Genomic DNA, 18,057 nt, shown 5'->3' with positions numbered 1-18,057 from the left:
GGTGCGCCGCTCCGCCGTTTCCGTCACGTACCGGGTCGGCGGTTCGCTTTGCGGATTATTTCGAAGCGGTCCTTCACTTCCAGTTTTGAATAAATGGTGCTTACCTGGTTCATCACGGTCTGTAAATTTAAATTCAGTTTTTCCGCTATTTCCTCGTTGCTGTACCCCGTGGCGATAAGGATGAATATTTCCCGTTCCCGGTTGGTCAGGGTTTCCAGCCATTCAAACTGTTCCTCCCCGGGGAAGGCTTCCGGCGTATTGCCCGCCGGGGCGCTGTATTTTTCGTGGATGAGCTGCTGGACGATGTCCGGTGAAATCTGCATGATACCGCCCTTGAGCGCCCTGACGGCGGTGATCAGTTCCGTGGGGGAAATATCCTTAAGCAGATAACCCGAAGCGCCGGAAAGCAGTGAAGAACGGACGAATTCATCTTCGTGGTAGGTTGAAAGCATAATGATCTTGATGTCCGGATGGTTTTTCCTGATGATGCGGGTGGCTTCCACGCCGTCCATTACCGGCATTCTCACATCCATGAGAATTATATCCGGCCGGAACTGCGCAGCCATGGAAACCGCTTCCTTTCCGTTCCTGGCGATGCCGACCACTTCCATGTCGTCGGCATAGTTGTTGAGAAAGGTACACAGGCTGTCGGCAAACAGGGCCTGGTCATCGGCGAGGAGTATTTTCAGTTTAGGATTTTCCATGGGACTCTCCTGTGGCCGCAGTCAGTAACTGGTTTGTTCGGCGCCGGTAAGGGGAATCCTGACAATGAGCCGGAATCCCCCTTCTTCGGGGGAACTGATTTCCAAAGTTCCGCCGATTGAATCAAGCCGCTCTTCCATACCAGCGAGGCCTATTCCCTTTACGATCCTGCGGATTCCTCTGCCGTTGTCCGTAACGGTCATGGTCAGTTCCGAAGGGAATTCCCAGAAGTGTATCAGAATCCGGTTCGCTTTGCCATGGCGGATGGCATTGGTAAATGCCTCCTGGAGTATCCGGGCCAGGGTTTTATTTACCGTCCGTCCGTAATCCTGCTTCATATTGCCGGCTTCAATATTCACCGCTATGCCGGTGATTTCCTCGAAGATTGTCTTCATGCGGAAAATTGAATCGATGCTGTCGGGCTGAGGGTCTTCTATTTCCCGGATCATGTACAGGGTTTCCCTGGTCTGGCGCATCCCTTCTTTTGCCTGGTTATGTATCTTCTGAAATATTTCCTGGGCCCGGGCGGTTTCCATGGTTCCGCAGCTTATGGCGGCGTTGGTCATGGCCATAATATTGGTAAAAACGTAACCCGAGCTGTCATGGAGGTCCCGGGTAAACCGCAGACGGTCCTTTTTTATCGCTTCGCTTCCGGAGTTTTTGGCGTATTCCTGGAGCCGGTGGTTGAACAGGACCATGGAATTGCTCACAAAATTCAGATGTTCCGCGGTAGCAGCCGAATCCAGGGTTTTCCCGACAAGGTACTGGATTGCGAAGAAGGTTACCGAAAGAAAGCCCAGGAATATTATTACCATGATGGTCTGAAAGAAGCTGGGGTCCCTGAGGATAAAACTGCCGGAACCGGAACCGAGAAAGAACGGATGGAACAGAAATACCACAAAAGAAATAATTGACCCGGCGGTGATGACGTAATTCCTCGGCGGAGGAAACGCCGCCGAAGCCATAATAATGAAGGCACTGTAGGTTGGCAGCTTTATTGTAAAAAGTTCATCCAGGATATATCCGGAAATAATGGCCGCCACAAATCCTATGGGAAAGAACACAACCTTCAGGAAACGGTCCGGGGAAAGCAGGCACAGAAATATGGACGCCGTGCACACTCCAAAGGAGACATAAAAATTCATATAAAAGAGAAAACGGTTTGTTTCGGTTTTCGCATCAAAAAGCGGGAGTTCTCCCGCGGCGGGACCGGCGTAAATAGCCGTAAACGCAGTACAGGCAATAAATAGAAATACTGCCGCGGATAACGCAGGGACCAGCCTGCAGAAAAATTTGTATAAATTCATCTAAATCACGGTTATAATTATATATAATGGAAGATAAAACTATCAAGGTATTGCTCGCGGACGGGCAGAAGCTGTTCACCGACAGTCTCAAGACCGCAATTCAAAATCCTGCGGGAAACATCAGGATTGTTGGCGCCGTACAGAACAGCGGCGATACGGTTGCCGCCGCGGAAAAGGAGCATCCCGACGTATTGATCCTGGATATGCATATCCCCGGCGCCGGCGGCTCACGGACAGCGGCGGCGGTCGCTGAGAAATGCCCGGATACGAAAATCATTATGCTTCTTGAGGCGGAGGACGCAAAGAACGCCCCCCATGATATGCCAGAGAATGTATACGCCTTTCTTCTGCGAAATATTCCATTAAATGAATTAATAGATATTATCACCCTGGCCAGCAGCAGGATCCTGGTAGTGTCCAGGGAAATACTTGTTGCCCTGCCATTCAGGGTGGGGGCAGCCTTTACGGATTTTCCGGAGGACCAAAGCGGGAAACCGGAACGAAGCAGTTCCGGGCTTGATACGCTGCAGCCCCGGGAACGGGAAATCCTCGTGTGCATTGCCGCCGGAATGGACAACAAAGCCATAGCGGAGCGGTTCAGTCTGGCGGAGCAGACCATAAAAAACCATATCAGTGTTATATATACGAAACTCGGAATCCGCAGACGGTCCCAGGCGGCTGAACTGGGAAAGTCCCTGAGCAGTACTTTTCCCTTCAAATGAGTACCAAAACGGTATTTTTCTAACTTTTCTTTCCCGTACAGAAGCGTATGATTGATTCAAATAAACAAAGCCCGCGGCTGTTTTTGGACGCGGGTTTTCTGTGCAGGGGGATTGGAGTGAGCAAAAAATACCTTGTCATGCGGGTTGACCATGACGGAGGCAGGACTGACCTGTCCGAAGAAGCCAAAGCCCTGGCCCGCGCGGACGCGGAGATCCGGGGAGCGGACTGTGTAACGGAAGAAGAAATCATCGCGGCGGCGGCGGATGCCGATGTTCTTCTCACCGCTTCCGCGCAGATTACCCGCAGGGTTCTGGAAGCGCTGCCCAAAAGCCGGGGAATTATCCGGTACGGGGTCGGGTACGATACCATTGATATCGATGCAGCCACCGACCATGGGGTGGTGGTCATCAACAACCCAGCTCCGGCGTGGTGCACCGAAGAAGTATCAAATCACGCCATGATGCTGCTTTTGGGATGCGCGAAAAAAATCGGATCGCTTAACGGCCTCATAAAGCAGCGGAACTGGGCTGCGGCAAAACAGTCGGTTTTTCCCATGGTATGCGTCCATGGCCAGACCGCCGGCATTATCGGGTGCGGATACATCGGCCGCCGGATCGCGGAAAAGGCCCGCTGCTTCAATCTTACGGTTCTCGGGTATGACCCCTACGCGGACAGCGCAGCGGCGTCTCAAAGCGGAATCGAACTGACGGAGCTGGATACTCTGCTGCGGGAATCGGATTTTATCATTCTGCAGACGCCCCTTACGGAGGAGACCTACCATCTTATCGGTGAAAAGGAATTTTCCCTGATGAAATCAACAGCCTATATCATCAATACCGCCCGGGGGGATGTTATCGATGAGGCCGCGCTGATCGCGGCGCTCAGGCGGGGCACTATTGCCGGAGCCGGCCTGGATGTGTTTGCCCATGAACCGCCGGAGCCGGACAATCCCCTGCTTGCCATGGATAATGTGATCATGACCCCCCACTGCGCGTCCTGGTCCGACACGTCCTTTAATACTCTGTACCGGCTGGTGGGGAGCGAAGCGGCGGAAATACTCAGCGGGAAAATGCCCCAATATCTGGTGAATAAAGGGGTAAAACCAAAAGCGGATCTGCGCTGAAAGGCCGGATAAAGTATTTTTATACCGGAAAAGTACTTTCCGCCGCTGAAAATAAGTACTAATGGAAGTATTTTTCTAACTTTAAATATTGGAGATTTGCCCTATCATAGGTAGGAATATCCAATTTGAAAGGAGTAGATCATGAAAAAAGCGTTGTTGCTGGCGGGCTGCCTGATTATAACGGCGGGGCTTGTTTTTGCCGGCGGTGATAAGGATTCCGCCAAAGCAGGGGGAAAGGAAAAGCTTATCATTGTGGCTGGTTCCTTTGTTCAGAATAACCTTACCGGCGCGGGCATGGGGACCGGCCGGAACCTGGTGGAGCAGCTGAACACGGAAAAAAACATTGACCTTGAGTTTTTCGTAACCCCCTCAACCGCGGAACAGCAGCAGATTCTTTTCCGGGTTGGTTCCCTGCGGAACACCGAAGAAGACCTTATCTACGTATTCCAGTCAATGGCGGACGACCGGATTACCGGACTGCTTGAGCCTCTCAATTCCTATATGACGGAAAAACCTCTCGACGGGTATCCCAGTGATTATTCCCAGGGCATGCTGGACATCTTCACCAAAAACGGCCAGCTGTACGCTATTCCTATCCGGGCTGGCGTCTGGAATATCTGGTACAACAAACGTATCCTGGATGAACGGGGTATTCCCGGAGCGCCCAAAACTCCTGAGGAAATTTACGAATACGCCAAACAGGCAACCTACACAAAGCCGAGCGGTGAGAAAGTATACGGATTCGTATCCCGGGGTACCCGCTGGGATCTCCACGAACAGCTTGCCATCGGGGCCCGGATGTACGGCGGGGATATCATTACCCCAGATTACAAAATCGTTATCAACGAACAGCCGGTCATCAAGTTCCTGCAGCTTTACCGGAAAATGTATGTTGAAGGAATCATGCCTCCCAACTGGAATTCCATGACCGGTGAAGACGCGGACAGACTCCTCAAAGAGGGCCGCGGCGCGCTGTCCCTGGGTTCGGCAAACTACGGTCCCCGGTACAACGATCCCGCCACTTCCAATGAAGCAGGCAACATCGTTCCCGCGTTTGTGCCCCTGGCCAAGGAGCTGTGGACCGCCGACAAACAGATCAGCGACAGTATGTCCTTCACCTGGGCTATCGCTATCCTCAAAGGATCCACCCAGAAGGAAGCCGCCTGGGATACTATCCGGTTCCTGACTCAGCAGGACAGTGCCATCGAAATGGCGAAGAATGAAAACGCCCCCTCGCGGATTTCCGTACTGGAATGGCAGTCCTCCGGTGACCCCGGCGCGCAGATTGCCGCGGAGGTGTTCAAGTATACCCGGGCCGCCCTTCCTCCTCTGGAAAACGGAAACCAGATTATCGATATCATCGGTGAGCACATGGAAAACGCTATTATCCACGGCCGCGATCCCCAGGCCGAAATGAACACGGCCGCCAAAAGAATCGCAGAGTTAATGTAAGTTAAAAAGCAAACCGGTACCGCTGGCGGCAACCCCGGCGTACCGGTTTTTCTGTATCAAGTTTAGTCATACTAGAGAAGGTATCCGCCGCGATGAAAATAAACCGGTCATTAAAGAGGGAGAGAACACCCTATCTGTTAATACTTCCCTCAATAATACTGCTTGCCGTCATAATACTTATCCCGTCGCTCCAGGCGCTGGGAATGAGTTTTACCAACTATACTGCGGGGCGGGAACCTGCTTTTATCGGCATTACCAATTACGTAAAAATATTCCAGGATCCCCAGTTCCTTAACGTACTGCTCAACAACCTGTATTTCCTCGCGGGATCCCTGGTGCTGGAACTGCTCATCGGTATGGGAGGAGCGCTGCTGCTCAACCGCCGTTTTAAATTCCAACCTTTATGGATCTGCCTTATCCTTTCACCCTATGCCATCAGTCCGGTGGTATCCGTGGTAATCTGGAAATACCTTCTGGATCCGGCGTACGGCATGGTGAATTACGTTATAGGCAAACTTGGGTTTGAACCGGTGGTCTGGTTCAGTTCCACCCTGACATCCTTTATTCCGATTATCCTGGTGAGCGTCTGGAAGAACTTCCCCTTTATGGTCATCACCCTGTATGCCGCGCTCTCGTCCATACCGGTTGAAATAACCGAGGCCTCAAAGATCGACGGAGTCTCACGGTTTACCTATTTCCGGTCCGTAACGCTTCCTCTGATCATGCCGCCCCTTTCGGTGGGGCTCATGTTCCGGGTTATCTTCCTTATCAGGACCTTTGAACAGGTATGGGTATTCACCGGCGGCGGTCCGGGCCGGAGTACGGAGATTCTCGCGATTCTGCTGTACAAGGAAGCCTTCCTGTATCTTAACTTCGGAAAGGCCTCCGCCGTTGCGTGGGTCCTGCTTTTCATCACATTTATTCTTTCGGTATATCTTATCAGAAAATCATACAAGAGCGCATTGCAGTGAAGGGACACAGGATGATAAACAAGTACAGGTTATACAAATACGGAAACAATGTCTTAAGTTACTTTTTCCTTCTGCTTCTTGTGTTCTTCGCGGCGTTTCCGATATTCCTCATCATAATCAATTCCTTTAAGGATGCCCTGGATATCTGGGCGTATCCGCCGAAGATTTTCTCGAAGCTGACGGTGCAGAATTTTACCCGCCTTGCGTCGGAGAATCCCCGTTTCTTTTCCAGTGTGCGGAACAGTATTATCATTACCGCCGGCGCCCTGGTGATCACCCTGGTGTTTTCTTTTGCCGCGGCCTTTGCCTTTTCCCGGTACAAAAGCCGGGCCATGCAGATCCCGGCGCTGATTCTCATCGCCATGCGGATGTTTCCGCCGATCGTCATCACCATTCCCCTGTATCCGTTTCTGCGGTCCCTGGGCCTGGTGGACAACCATTTTACGCTGATGGTAATCAACGCCGCCTTTTCGCTGAGCCTCGCCACCATGATGATGAAGACCTTTGTGGATGATGTGCCTGTGGAACTTGAGGAAGCGGCTATGATCGAAGGCTGTTCCAAGCTCCGGGCGTTTGTAACGATTACCCTTCCGCTGACCGCTCCGGGAATAACCGCGGTGGCGATCTTCGTTGCCATCGGAATCTGGAATGAGTATACCTTCGCCTACATTTTCTCGACCACAAAGGCAATCACCGCGCCGGTGGTTATCACCACCGTGAGCTCCGATGTGATGGGTGTAAACTGGGGCGCCCTTTTTTCAGCCTGTGTTATCCAGCTTCTTCCCATGCTCATTATGGTAACGATTATCCATAAATACCTGATCCGGGGCGTGCAGTCCGGGGCAATTAAATAGGGGGAACCAGCTATGGCAGAACAGGAAACATTGTACAACGGGATTATTCTGCCGGAGCAGTGGCCGCCCCGGTACAGCGAAGAACGGCTGGCCTCGGGCGAACCGGTGCCGTATCTTTCGAACCCTCCGGATGTGATCCATGTTGATCTGGGCCGGCAGCTGTTTGTCGACGATTTCCTTATCCGGGAAACCGACTGTATCAGGATCTTCGGAAAGCCCGTGGTCCATCCCGCGAGTCCGGTGCTTAAACCGGAGACCGCCGAAGAGATGGACAACGGCAACTGCCCCATGGCGGCACCCTTCAACGACGGGGTCTGGTACGATCCGGCGGACAAACTGTTCAAGATGTGGTACATGCCCGGATGGTTCCATACCACCGCTTACGCGGTGAGTACCGACGGTATCCGCTGGGAGCGGCCGGACCTCGATGTGGTACCGGGCACGAATCTCGTTTGGCCGCCCCGGGAATATCATGAGCGGGACGGCTGCCTGGTCTGGCTCGACCACGATGCCCGGGACGAGGCGCAGCGGTACAAGATGTTCCAGTATTACCGGTACGGCAAACACAACGAGCTGGATGAATTTGTGGACGGCTGGCTCCAGACTTCACCCGACGGCATCCACTGGAGCAACCCGGCGGTAACCACCCCGGTGGGGGACAATACATCGTTCTTTTACAATCCCTTCCGGAAAAAATGGTGCATGAGTATCCGCCGGGCGATCAGGAAGCGGGACGACGGGAGCCGTCTTCCCATCGGGCTCAGGGCGCGGTTCTACCGTGAATCGGATGATTTCCTCGCGGGCGCTCAATGGGAACCGGAAACTGATGAAGCCCTGTGGCAGATCTGTGACGGCAGTGACCTTCCGGATCAACGGTTTCCGGACCACCGGGTCACCCTGTACGATCTCAACGTAACCCCCTATGAAAGCATTATGCTGGGGATGTTCGGAATTTTCCGGGGGCCGGAAAACAACCTGTGCGCCGATCTGGGAATCCCGAAAACCATCGACCTTGAACTGGGGTACAGCCGGGACGGGTTCCATTTCAGCCGGCCGGACCGGACGCCGTTCCTGGCTTCTTCCCGGAAGGAAGGTGACTGGAACCGGGCGTATCTCCACGCCTCGGGCGGACTGTGTCTGGTGATGAAGGACGAGCTTTATTTCTATTTTACCGGATTCTCCGGTATTTCCCCGAAGCTTGGTCCCCATGATGAGGGCGGACCCGGCCGTATGCGCCGGGTCATGTACGCCGGGGCCAGCACCGGCCTGGCCACCCTCCGGCGGGACGGATTTGCCGCCATGGCTTCACCCACGTCCGGAGCGAGAACCCTGCTGACCAGGCCGCTTACCTTTACCGGCAAATATCTTTTTGTCAACGCCGACTGTTCCTGCGGGGAACTCCGGGCGGAGATCCTGGACCGGGAGGGAAAAATAATACCCGGATTCAGCAGGGAACAGTGTATAGCCTTTACCGGAGATTCAACCTGTATGGGAATTTCCTGGGTTGGCAGGGACAGCGTTCAGGAGCTTGCGGGAAAACCGGTATGCATCAGGTTTTACCTGTCCGAGGCAAAGCTCTATTCCTTCTGGATATCCGCGAAACCAGGCGGGGAAAGCGGCGGCTACGTCGCCGCCGGGGGACCGGACTTTTCCGGCTCACGGGATGAATAAAAGTAGTTTGAATCACTTTACGTGAAAAGCCGCCGGCAAACAGTGCCGGCGGCTTTTTTATCACCGCTGGATCCGGGCGGAACCGCCCTGGGCAAAGGCTTCCACCTGTTCGAGGCTTACCATGGATGTATCCCCGGGGGTAGTGGTCAGCAGCGCCCCGTGGGCCCAGCCGAGGCGGAGCGCTTCCTCAGGTTCCTTTCCTGCCATAAGACCGTAAAACAGCCCCGAGGCGAAACCGTCGCCGCCGCCGACCCGGTCGTACACATCCAGTTCGCAGACCGGGGCGGTGTAGTTTTTTCCGTCCACCCAGAGAACCGCGCTCCAGGAATGGCGGTTGGTTGAATGGACCTCCCGGAGGGTGGTGGCCACCGCCCTGATATTGGGGAATTCCTTTGTCACCGTTTTTATCATGCCGAAGAACGCACCGGAATCGAGTTTCCCTTTGGATTCAATCTCAGGCCCCTTGAGTCCGAGTCCCTTCTGAACATCCTCTTCATTGCCCACCAGCACATCGACATGCTCCACTATTCTGCGGAGGGTTTTGGCGGCTTCCTCGCTGGCCTTTTCTGTATCCTGCCCGGCTTCCGCCGCGGCGGCGGCCCACAGTTTTGCCCGGTAGTTCAGGTCAAATGAAACCACGGCCCCCGCTTTTTTCGCGGCCTTCATGGCCTCGATTACCAGCTCCGGCGTTGCCGCCGAAAGGGCCGCGAAGATTCCCCCCGAGTGGAACCACCGTATTCCCGAAGAGAAAATCGTATCCCAGTCAAAGCTGCCGGGCTCAAGCCGGGCGGCGGCTTCGTTGGACCGGTTGTAGAAAACCACCGGCGCCCTGACGCCGTGGCCCCGGTCACTCCAGACAATGGCCATGTTGGGTCCCCGGACTCCGTCATGGGAAAACCGCCGGTAGTAGGGGGTTACCCCGGATTTGCGGACCGCGTATTCAATGCGTCTGCCGATGGGATAATCCACCATGGCGCTGGCAATGGCCGTCCGCATTCCGAAGCAGGTGGACAGGTTCGCCGCAACATTGTATTCCCCGCCGGAAACGTGGAGGGTGTAGCGGTCCGCTTCGGCGAAGGGAATGATCCCGGGGTTGAGCCGCGTTACCAGGGCTCCCAGGGCGAGGAGGTCGTGTTTTTTTCCGTCAGCGGAAGGAATGGTTAATGGTGTCATAGGTATACCTTCTCCGTTTGGTTATACGTTGTACGTTGAAGCGCTGGTATCGCCGCCCCGGCCGGTCCAGTTGGTGTGGAAGAATTCTCCCCGGGGTTTGTCGGTGCGTTCGTAGGTGTGGGCGCCGAAGTAATCCCGCTGGGCCTGGAGCAGGTTGGCCGGCAGCCGGGCGCTCCGGTATCCGTCGAAATACGCCAGGGCGCTGCTCAGGGCCGGCGCCGGAATTCCGTTCACTGCCGCCGCCGCGGCGATCCGCCGCCACGGTCCCTGGGCTTCCTCAATCACCGATGTGAAGAACGGATCCAGGAGCAGGTTTTCGAGATCGGGCTTGCGGTCAAAGGCTTCTTTTATTTTTCCCAGGAAGGCGGAACGGATTATGCATCCTCCCCGCCACATGAGGGCAATGCCGCCGTAGTTGAGGTTCCATTTATATTCCTTTGCGGCCTCCCGCATCAGGAGGTATCCCTGGGCGTAGGAAACGATTTTTGAAGCGAACAGGGCTTTTTCCAGGTCGCTGATGAATCCCTTCACGTCCGCCGGTTTCTGTACCGTCGGCCCTGAAAAAACCTTAGCCGCCCGGACCCGTTCGTCCTTAGCCGCCGACAAACACCGGCTGAAAACAGCCTCGCCGATCAGCGTCAGGGGTACCCCAAATTCCAGGGCCGCGATGCCGGTCCATTTTCCCGTTCCCTTCTGCCCCGCGGTGTCGAGGATCTTTTCCGCCAGGGGCTGGCCATCGGTATCCTTAAACCCGAGGATGTCCCGGGTAATCTCAATGAGGTAGCTGTCCAGTTCGCCTTTGTTCCATTCTGCGAAAACATCCCGCATCTCATCGTAAGAAAGTCCGGCCATATCCTTCATGAGCTGGTAGGTTTCGCAGATAAGCTGCATGTCTCCGTATTCGATACCGTTGTGGACCATTTTGACGAAATGGCCGGCTCCGTTTTCCCCGACCCAGTCGCAGCAGGGAACGCCGCCGTCGACCTTCGCGGCAATCGCCTGGAAGATGGGTTTAACCAGGGGCCACGCCGCCGGTGACCCGCCGGGCATAATCGACGGACCGGTAAGAGCTCCTTCCTCACCGCCGGACACACCAGTCCCGATGTAGAGAAGGCCCTTGGATTCAACGTAGGCGGTACGCCGCATGGTATCGAGGTAATTTGAATTCCCCCCGTCTATTATGATATCTCCGGGTTCAAGCACCGCCAGAAGCTGTTCGATGGTATCGTCCACGGGCTGTCCCGCTTTAACCATGATCATGGCTTTCCTCGGACGTTTGAGCGCCGCGGCGAAACCGGCCAAATCATGATGGCCGGTTATGTTTTTTCCGGCTCCCCGGCCCTGAATAAAGGTATCAACTTTTGATGTTGTACGGTTGTACACGGCCACCGAAAATCCCTTGTGTTCCATGTTCAGGACGAGATTTTCTCCCATCACCGCCAGGCCGATAAGTCCTATGTCTGCGTTTCCCATAGCGGGGCTCCTTTTGGCAGTCCCGGATTTTTTCCGGTCCGCGTTTTAACTATCTGTTTTATCCAGGGCGGTGATTACGCGGATTCCCGTATAATCAGACCCGTCCTGAGGGTTTTGCTCTTCATTGCCGTACCGTTTTCAATGTTGTCTCTGATCTGTTCAAAAATAAAATCCGCCGGATTTCCGCCGAGCTGCGCTATGGTGGTAATCGCCGGCGACGTATACGGTGTAAAACTGTCGTCATCGTACCCGATCAGGGCGGCGTCCTTCGGTACATGGATACCTTCCCGGATAAAGGCGTTCATCAGGCCGAGGACCATTTTATCGTTGTGGCAGATTACGGCGTCGGCCTTTTTTTTCCTGATTGCCCGTATCAGTTCCGGCGCGGCGTTCCGGCCGCCGGCGTATTCCTTACCGGTACTGAAAATCATGTCATCCGAAAACGGAATCCCCGCCGACTGCAGTCCTTTTTTGAATCCCCGGATGCGGTCCCCGGAACGGAAATGTTCCACCAGCAGTACCGGTTTCTTTCTTCCCTTTCCGATGAGATACTCCGCGGCTTCCCGGTAACCCCGGGCCCGGTCAATCCTGACCGCTGGATAGGGGACAGGGTGGGGCGGATCGACCAGCATAAAGGGGAATCCATTTTCCGTGAGGCTGTCCAGAACCGGGGATCGTACCGTGCGGAGGTTTGAAAAAATTACCATACCGTCGCACCACGGCATGAGGGATTCGACGGTGCTTTCCTCCATTTCCGAATTCTCCGCGAAACGGACAAGTACGGCGTGCTCCCAGGCGCTGCAGAGCTTAGAGATATGTTCTATCCTTTTAAAGGTCGTATCACTGGAAACCGCATTTACCACAATCCCGATAATCCGCTTTCTTCCGGATTTGAGAGCCCGGGCACTTGGGTCCGGGCGGTATCCCATTGCCTGAGCCGTTTCGAGAATCCGTTCCCTCAGCGCCGGGCGGACGTGGGCCTGGCCGTTCATGACCCGGGACACCGTCCGGGCGGAAACGCCGCATGCCTCCGCGACATTGTGTATTGTAGCTGTGGATTTGCCTGTTTTTGCCATCGTTGACATTTTCCGGTGAATCTGCGGATTTGTCAATACTGCGAGGGAGCACCGGGACTGACAATCCGGAAAGCATCCGGCGTTATCCTTCTCCCCGGGTGCTTTCCGGCTTAACCGGCTCGGTGCTGCCCGGTCGCGGGGGCTGCCATGGCCCCCGGAATTGGTCGTTCTATGCTTCTGTGTTTTATTCGTTTTATAATGCGAGTACCCTGCGGGATCTGCGTGTGTCCGGAGGCAGTTCTAAATATTCAGCTGTTCCGACAGTTTCGCGTTCTGTTCGTTGCTGCGGACCAGACGTTTTGCCAGAAGCCGGGAAAGGAAAATCCCGTAATGGGGATACTGGCGGATTATGTTGATAAAATTCTTCCGGGAAAGGCGGACCAGTTTTCCCGGACCATCCGCTTTAACCGACGCAGAACGTTTCTGATTAAGCAGGAAAGACATTTCCCCCATAAAAATATCCTGGGCCGTTAAGGACCCTACCAGTTTTTTGTCATGGTAGACACTGTATTTCCCGCTGGAAATATAGTACAGGTAGTCACTGGATTCGTTTTCCCAGAGAACGGTTTCGCCTTTCTTTACCGAAATCAGCTGTTCCCTGGAAAACCCCGCCGGGACTTTTCGTTCCACCGAAGCGTCGTGCAGAACGGTGAGCTTAACCTGATTTCCCTTTTTGTTGTATTTCAGGCTGCTGGAAAACATGGACGCCATGCGGATTCCCCGGCCGTGGAGGCTCATGATATCCTGTTCCTCGATTTTTTTCAGATGTTCCGCCACGTCAAACCCTTTGCCCTTATCCCGGATGGTAAAGATGGTTTTGTCTTTCCTGATATCCCATTGGAACTCTACCTTTTTTACGCGGATCCTGGGATTTTGACATTTTTCATTGACCAGATCCACCACACTTTTCCCTTCTTCCATGGCGGCTGTTTTTTCCTCAAAGGAAATCGCGCAGTTGCCGTGCTCAATGGCATTGACCAGAAGTTCATCCAGGGCGAGCTGCAGATGCATTTTGCTGTCCGGGTTGATGAAGCCCCGCTGGGCCAGGATTGTTGCGCCGATACTCGCGTACAGCGGAACCGCCAGAAGATCGTTCTCCAGGGTAAAACTGCCCGTAACACCTCCGATGATGTCTTTGGTAAATTCCCTCTGAAATATGATCTGGTAGTTTTCCATGATGATTTCAATGTTTTTTACCAGATGTGACCGAAGCCGGTAATAGTCGAGAATGGCAAGAACATTGATATCTTTGTACTGGGCCAGCAGTTTTTCTTCACTGTCCTTTTCACTGTTAAAGATCCCAACAATCCCGAAATTCAGGAGCCACTTATCATTTTTTATATGGGCCGCCACATAGGGTATATCTATCTTGGGATCGGAAAAATTGATTATTACAATCTCCGGCATTTCGTAATTAAGGAATTCGCTGATAGCCTCTTTTTCCGAAAGAAATTTTAATTCTAAATCCAGGCTGGGAGCCTCGGTAAAGGCAGCCTGAATCCGTTTTTTTATATCCGGATCGGAATTGATAATCCCAAGTACGCTCATCCTAATCTCCTGATTTCCTGTTCACTAAAGCGCTGCGCTTTATGTATAATATCGGCATATAATAGAGGAGATTCCATGAAATATACGCATGTATTGTTCGATCTGGACGGTACCCTCACGGACCCGTATGAAGGGGTGATCAATTCCTTTAAATACGTTTTCAGACATTTCGGAATAGATGAAGTAAATGAAGAGAAACTGGCAAGGTTTATCGGACCGCCCCTGGGCAATACGTTCAGGGATGAATACGGCCTTACCGGAAAAGACAACGAACGGGCCCTGGAGGTTTTCAGGGAATACTACGCCGACCGGGGTATGTATGAGAACAGGGTCTATGACGGTATTGAAGATGTACTGCGGCAGCTTACGGACTCGGGGATAAACTGCGCGGTGGCGACCTCCAAGGGACAGGCCTTTGCTGAAAAGGTGCTGGAACATTTCGGGCTTGCCCGGTATTTCTGCGATATTGCTGGCAGCAGCCCTGACGGAAGCCTTTCCGAGAAGGCCGATATCATCGCGTATGTTATCGCAAAGCACAGCCTTCCCAAAACCAAAACCCTGATGGTGGGGGACCGCAAATTCGATATTATCGGAGCGCGGGAAAACGGCATCGACTCCCTGGCGGTGGGCTACGGACACGGCCTTTGGGAGGAACTTGACGCAGCGAAGCCGACATATTACTGTCGAGATATGGAGAGCCTTGCCGCTTTTTTCCGGTAACAGCCGGTTTACGGAGCAATGGCTGCCGCGCGGAAACAGGGGGAAATATGCTGTATATTGGCCTTGGCGTTTTAGTCATTTTCTATGGAATATATACAGCGGTCATTCGTTTAAAATCACCGGAAAAATTAGGCAAATACCAGGCAATGAAAGAACGGTACGGTGACAATACCGGAAAACTGCTGCATGTTCTTTCTTACACGGTGGTACCGATCATTCTCGGTGCTGTGCTGATATGCAGGGCGGTCTTTTTTTCGGTATAGTTTTTTGTTCAAACACAATAATCTCATCTGCCATTGGATCTTGTACGGCCAATGTATGTGAATAATTTGGAGGTGTTTTTATTATAGACATTTTCCGGAAGTAAACTTTGGTTTTTCGAAAGAAAGAGCGTGGGCGATAAAAATCAGACTTGCTCATTCTCAAAAAATGGTAATTGAAACAGGATCTTGCGGTTTTGCGGCCTCCGGCCGGTAAAACTATGTTTTTCATAGACAACGGTTCCAAAAATCACAATTGGAACTGATTCATTCTATATTGGAAAGGATAATTTAGGATGGTTAACAGTATGAAGAAAATAATTATGGTATTCCTAATTATGTGTGCTTTTGGCAGCTGCCTTTTTGCGAATTCCTCCAGGATGATTTCTTTTGGTGCCGGGTTTGGGATGGTCTGGGAGAATCTCGACAATAAAGACCTGTATTACAACAAAGATGTTTATTACAATAAGATTGATTTCAATTTCAATTATTTCCAGTTCTTCGGGAATGGCCGCTTCGGGTTTTTTGTGAATGCCGGAGTTGGGTATCCTTTCAATTACCAGATTGACGGAACCCATAAAGATACTGATTACGGGGTAGATGTGGAGGTGACCATCGGACCTTCCTGCCGCTTTATGCTTACGGACCGTTTGGACATTCTGACCGGTATCGGATTCCATATACCCTTCATGCGGAACCGCGGGGAGCTTCCTCCCTATGGTCCTCCTTCTTTTGCCCGGTCCTGCCTCAGCCTTGGCGTGGGAGGTATCCTGGCCTTAAAGGTGAATCTGGGAAAATCCCTGTATCTTGACGCCGGGACGACCCTGGCCATGGATTTTGCCACCTATGAATTTGAATATGATAAATGGATCGATTCTTATTCGGGCTTTATCATCCGGCCTTTTGTGGGAGTGGGCTTTTCCGTGTAGACCTGTCCGCAGAAATTGATGGGGCTTGCCCGGGAACGCTGAATCCGGACAGCCCTTTTCTGGCTGCATTTATTAAGCTCTTAATTTAAGGAGAAAATTTTGGCAGCCGTAGGTATAGTTTTTTTCTTTGCTATTGTAATAGCGGCCGGCCTTTTTTTCATCATAGGAATAGCGTTGCTGCTGGTTTCTATCGTTGTTTTTAGAGAACGAAAAGTCATAAAGACAGTACTGCTTATCGTCAGTATAGTGCTTCTGGCAATTTCATTAATCGCTGCAGCTGGTATAACTACTTTTATAACAAGTTCAATTTCTTCCCAAAAGCAGCAAAGGCTGGAAGAGGAGACTGCGTTAGGACCGTTAATAAAAGCTATTAAAGAAAACAACTCCGCAGAGGCAAAAGAAATTATTGACAGCGGGTATGACATAAATGAACCAAGAGGCCTTTATGCTAAAACTTCACCTTTAATAATTGCAGCAGAATATGAAAATATAGAAATCATAAAACTATTAGTAGAGAAAGGCGCGGACATTAATACCGTCTATTCAAGAACTACCGCGCTGACAGAGGCTATTATTAAAAATAATGCCTGCATTGTAAGTTATTTTTTGGACAATGGCGGGAACGCGGATCAAATTATTGATGACCTTTTTTACTCTACACCTTTACTAAACGCCGGACAGTTCTCTGACAATATAGATATATTCAGCAAACTAATAGAATATGGAGCTTCGGTAAACTATCTTGAATACAGACTGACGGGACAAACAACCTGTTTAGGAACAATTTTACGCAGAGACATACCTGATAAATTCAAAATTGCGGATTTCCTGATAAACAGCGGCGCTGAAGTAAATATTGCCGATGTCAGCGGAAATACGATTTTACATGACGCGGTAAACCGTAATGACATTGAAACCGCAGAATATTTGATCCAAAAGAATATAGATATACTTGTTCCGAATAAAATGAATGAAACGGCACTGGATATCGCACGCAGGAGCAATAATACCAGGATAATCCAATTATTAGAAAAAACCATACGGATGGATACATGAAAAAGTTTATTTGTATACTGCTTTTTTTATTCATCGCCGGCTTTGTTTTTTCAAATGACTCAAGAGCTGTTTTGGGCAGTTCCGTTGAAATTATTGACAATGAAAATACAAATATAGTGATGCTGGAAGAAGAAATAGTTATAACCCTATATAAGGATTGCTATGAAGTAACAGTTACCTTTCATTTTTTCAATGAAGGGCCCGCTGAAGAAGTACTGCTGGGATTTCCCGTCGAATCACATTATCAGCCTATATCTGATAATTATGAGCTGGCCCAGATACGTAATTTTAAATCATTCATTAATGGAATATTATTATCAGAATATACGATAAAAGAAGAATCGACGGAAGAACGATTTTATACGACCACGGTAAAATGGTTTCTACGGGAGGTCATATTTCCGGCGAATAGCCATACCTACTCGAAAGTAGCATACAGGGCTCCTTATAATCATTCCGGCTTTTTTAACAGCGCCGGCTATATCTACGGGACTGGACGCAGCTGGAAAGGCCCTATTGGGAAAATGACTGTCATTATCAATCATGGCGATGAAATATTAGTCAGGGGTGTCAATTTTAGAAACAACCATTCACCGCATTTTACATGGGAAGGAAATGGAAAATATACATACGTAATGGAGAATCTAAACCCGGAGATAGATTCCCGTATTTCAATAGGCATCGAACCTTTCGATATTTATGGAAAATATAATAATGAGTTCGGAGATTGGGCTAATGGATGGATTTGGGATGAGTATTTATTGTATAAAAACTTTTCCGATATTAGGCTGTATACAAAAAATCAAATACGGCTATTTATAAATTTCTTTTACGCTTTCCATGGATATGAATTCAAGAATGAACTATACAAAAAATATTTTCATAACTTTGATCGGTTTATGGATTGGAGTAATACAAAATATACAGTGAATCCAGATTTCTCTGAAAACAGCTTTAATGACATCGAAAGAAAAAATATTGACTATCTTTTAAACTTGGAAAAAATGATACCATAACAA

General features: G+C 51.1%; 17 protein-coding genes. 11 read left to right on the top strand and 6 right to left on the bottom strand.

Going from position 1 to position 18,057, the window contains the following annotated elements; genetic code table 11:
* Positions 1 to 23 precede the first annotated feature (23 nt).
* Both JFL75_RS13785 and JFL75_RS13780 read right to left on the bottom strand, forming a co-directional pair.
* Positions 24 to 704: a response regulator transcription factor gene (locus JFL75_RS13785; RefSeq protein ID WP_215627254.1), complete on the bottom strand. Its 681-nt coding sequence runs from the start codon at positions 702 to 704 to the stop codon at positions 24 to 26.
* 21 nt (positions 705 to 725) lie between these two features.
* Positions 726 to 2,009, bottom strand: a complete 1,284-nt coding sequence (locus JFL75_RS13780) for a sensor histidine kinase (RefSeq protein WP_215627253.1) — start codon at positions 2,007 to 2,009, stop codon at positions 726 to 728.
* A 26-nt stretch (positions 2,010 to 2,035) separates the two neighbouring features.
* Between JFL75_RS13780 and JFL75_RS13775 the strand changes: the two genes are divergently transcribed.
* The 6 genes from JFL75_RS13775 (at position 2,036) to JFL75_RS13750 (ending at position 8,803) form a co-directional block, all read left to right on the top strand.
* Positions 2,036 to 2,731, top strand: coding sequence for a LuxR C-terminal-related transcriptional regulator (locus JFL75_RS13775; RefSeq protein WP_215627252.1), 696 nt, complete (start codon positions 2,036 to 2,038; stop codon positions 2,729 to 2,731).
* Between the two features lie 116 nt (positions 2,732 to 2,847).
* Positions 2,848 to 3,855, top strand: a complete 1,008-nt coding sequence (locus tag JFL75_RS13770; protein ID WP_215627251.1) for a C-terminal binding protein — start codon at positions 2,848 to 2,850, stop codon at positions 3,853 to 3,855.
* 141 nt (positions 3,856 to 3,996) lie between these two features.
* Positions 3,997 to 5,307: an ABC transporter substrate-binding protein gene (locus tag JFL75_RS13765; RefSeq protein WP_215627250.1), complete on the top strand. Its 1,311-nt coding sequence runs from the start codon at positions 3,997 to 3,999 to the stop codon at positions 5,305 to 5,307.
* Between the two features lie 92 nt (positions 5,308 to 5,399).
* On the top strand, positions 5,400 to 6,278 hold the full coding sequence (locus JFL75_RS13760; RefSeq protein ID WP_215627249.1) for a carbohydrate ABC transporter permease: 879 nt from the start codon (positions 5,400 to 5,402) through the stop codon (positions 6,276 to 6,278).
* 11 nt (positions 6,279 to 6,289) lie between these two features.
* Positions 6,290 to 7,132: a carbohydrate ABC transporter permease gene (locus JFL75_RS13755; RefSeq protein ID WP_215627248.1), complete on the top strand. Its 843-nt coding sequence runs from the start codon at positions 6,290 to 6,292 to the stop codon at positions 7,130 to 7,132.
* A gap of 12 nt (positions 7,133 to 7,144) precedes the next feature.
* Complete coding sequence (locus JFL75_RS13750; protein ID WP_215627247.1) at positions 7,145 to 8,803, top strand: glycoside hydrolase family 32 protein; 1,659 nt, start codon at positions 7,145 to 7,147, stop codon at positions 8,801 to 8,803.
* Positions 8,804 to 8,863: 60 nt separating this feature from the next.
* Here JFL75_RS13750 and JFL75_RS13745 read toward each other — a convergent pair whose 3' ends face one another.
* The 4 genes from JFL75_RS13745 to JFL75_RS13730 form a co-directional block, all read right to left on the bottom strand.
* Positions 8,864 to 9,976: a sugar kinase gene (locus JFL75_RS13745; protein ID WP_215627246.1), complete on the bottom strand. Its 1,113-nt coding sequence runs from the start codon at positions 9,974 to 9,976 to the stop codon at positions 8,864 to 8,866.
* Between the two features lie 21 nt (positions 9,977 to 9,997).
* A complete protein-coding gene (gene gnd / locus JFL75_RS13740) occupies positions 9,998 to 11,449 on the bottom strand; it encodes a decarboxylating NADP(+)-dependent phosphogluconate dehydrogenase (protein WP_215627245.1) in 1,452 nt (483 codons plus the stop codon).
* 74 nt (positions 11,450 to 11,523) lie between these two features.
* On the bottom strand, positions 11,524 to 12,525 hold the full coding sequence (locus JFL75_RS13735) for a LacI family DNA-binding transcriptional regulator (protein WP_215627244.1): 1,002 nt from the start codon (positions 12,523 to 12,525) through the stop codon (positions 11,524 to 11,526).
* Between the two features lie 240 nt (positions 12,526 to 12,765).
* Positions 12,766 to 14,073 carry a cyclic nucleotide-binding domain-containing protein gene (locus JFL75_RS13730; RefSeq protein WP_215627243.1) on the bottom strand — a complete coding sequence of 436 codons (1,308 nt, stop codon included), beginning with the start codon at positions 14,071 to 14,073 and terminating at the stop codon, positions 12,766 to 12,768.
* 75 nt (positions 14,074 to 14,148) lie between these two features.
* On the opposite strand from JFL75_RS13730, the gene JFL75_RS13725 reads away from it, so the two are divergent.
* The 5 genes from JFL75_RS13725 to JFL75_RS13705 all read left to right on the top strand — a co-directional run bounded on the left by JFL75_RS13725 (position 14,149) and on the right by JFL75_RS13705 (position 18,054).
* On the top strand, positions 14,149 to 14,793 hold the full coding sequence (locus tag JFL75_RS13725) for an HAD hydrolase-like protein (RefSeq protein WP_215627242.1): 645 nt from the start codon (positions 14,149 to 14,151) through the stop codon (positions 14,791 to 14,793).
* A 47-nt stretch (positions 14,794 to 14,840) separates the two neighbouring features.
* Entirely contained in the window at positions 14,841 to 15,056 is a 216-nt protein-coding gene (locus tag JFL75_RS13720; protein WP_215627241.1) for a hypothetical protein, read from the top strand.
* 305 nt (positions 15,057 to 15,361) lie between these two features.
* On the top strand, positions 15,362 to 15,982 hold the full coding sequence (locus tag JFL75_RS13715; RefSeq protein WP_215627240.1) for a hypothetical protein: 621 nt from the start codon (positions 15,362 to 15,364) through the stop codon (positions 15,980 to 15,982).
* A 99-nt stretch (positions 15,983 to 16,081) separates the two neighbouring features.
* Complete coding sequence (locus JFL75_RS13710; RefSeq protein ID WP_215627239.1) at positions 16,082 to 17,038, top strand: ankyrin repeat domain-containing protein; 957 nt, start codon at positions 16,082 to 16,084, stop codon at positions 17,036 to 17,038.
* Positions 17,035 to 18,054 carry a YARHG domain-containing protein gene (locus JFL75_RS13705; RefSeq protein ID WP_215627238.1) on the top strand — a complete coding sequence of 340 codons (1,020 nt, stop codon included), beginning with the start codon at positions 17,035 to 17,037 and terminating at the stop codon, positions 18,052 to 18,054. Before JFL75_RS13710 ends, JFL75_RS13705 begins: the two co-directional genes overlap by 4 nt.
* Positions 18,055 to 18,057 lie beyond the last annotated feature (3 nt).

Source organism: Breznakiella homolactica, assembly GCF_016616095.2.
Lineage (GTDB): Bacteria > Spirochaetota > Spirochaetia > Treponematales > Breznakiellaceae > Breznakiella > Breznakiella homolactica.
This window is presented reverse-complemented; position numbering and strand designations above follow the sequence as displayed.

Excerpts from the sequence above, each read along its gene's own strand:
- JFL75_RS13785 (WP_215627254.1), bottom strand. The coding sequence starts at position 704 with ATGGAAAATCCTAAACTGAAAATACTCCTCGCCGATGACCAGGCCCTG.
- JFL75_RS13780 (WP_215627253.1), bottom strand. The coding sequence starts at position 2,009 with ATGAATTTATACAAATTTTTCTGCAGGCTGGTCCCTGCGTTATCCGCG.
- JFL75_RS13775 (WP_215627252.1), top strand. The coding sequence starts at position 2,036 with ATGGAAGATAAAACTATCAAGGTATTGCTCGCGGACGGGCAGAAGCTG.
- JFL75_RS13765 (WP_215627250.1), top strand. The coding sequence starts at position 3,997 with ATGAAAAAAGCGTTGTTGCTGGCGGGCTGCCTGATTATAACGGCGGGG.
- JFL75_RS13760 (WP_215627249.1), top strand. The coding sequence starts at position 5,400 with ATGAAAATAAACCGGTCATTAAAGAGGGAGAGAACACCCTATCTGTTA.
- JFL75_RS13755 (WP_215627248.1), top strand. The coding sequence starts at position 6,290 with ATGATAAACAAGTACAGGTTATACAAATACGGAAACAATGTCTTAAGT.
- JFL75_RS13750 (WP_215627247.1), top strand. The coding sequence starts at position 7,145 with ATGGCAGAACAGGAAACATTGTACAACGGGATTATTCTGCCGGAGCAG.
- JFL75_RS13745 (WP_215627246.1), bottom strand. The coding sequence starts at position 9,976 with ATGACACCATTAACCATTCCTTCCGCTGACGGAAAAAAACACGACCTC.
- gnd (WP_215627245.1), bottom strand. The coding sequence starts at position 11,449 with ATGGGAAACGCAGACATAGGACTTATCGGCCTGGCGGTGATGGGAGAA.
- JFL75_RS13735 (WP_215627244.1), bottom strand. The coding sequence starts at position 12,525 with ATGGCAAAAACAGGCAAATCCACAGCTACAATACACAATGTCGCGGAG.
- JFL75_RS13730 (WP_215627243.1), bottom strand. The coding sequence starts at position 14,073 with ATGAGCGTACTTGGGATTATCAATTCCGATCCGGATATAAAAAAACGG.
- JFL75_RS13725 (WP_215627242.1), top strand. The coding sequence starts at position 14,149 with ATGAAATATACGCATGTATTGTTCGATCTGGACGGTACCCTCACGGAC.
- JFL75_RS13720 (WP_215627241.1), top strand. The coding sequence starts at position 14,841 with ATGCTGTATATTGGCCTTGGCGTTTTAGTCATTTTCTATGGAATATAT.
- JFL75_RS13715 (WP_215627240.1), top strand. The coding sequence starts at position 15,362 with ATGAAGAAAATAATTATGGTATTCCTAATTATGTGTGCTTTTGGCAGC.
- JFL75_RS13705 (WP_215627238.1), top strand. The coding sequence starts at position 17,035 with ATGAAAAAGTTTATTTGTATACTGCTTTTTTTATTCATCGCCGGCTTT.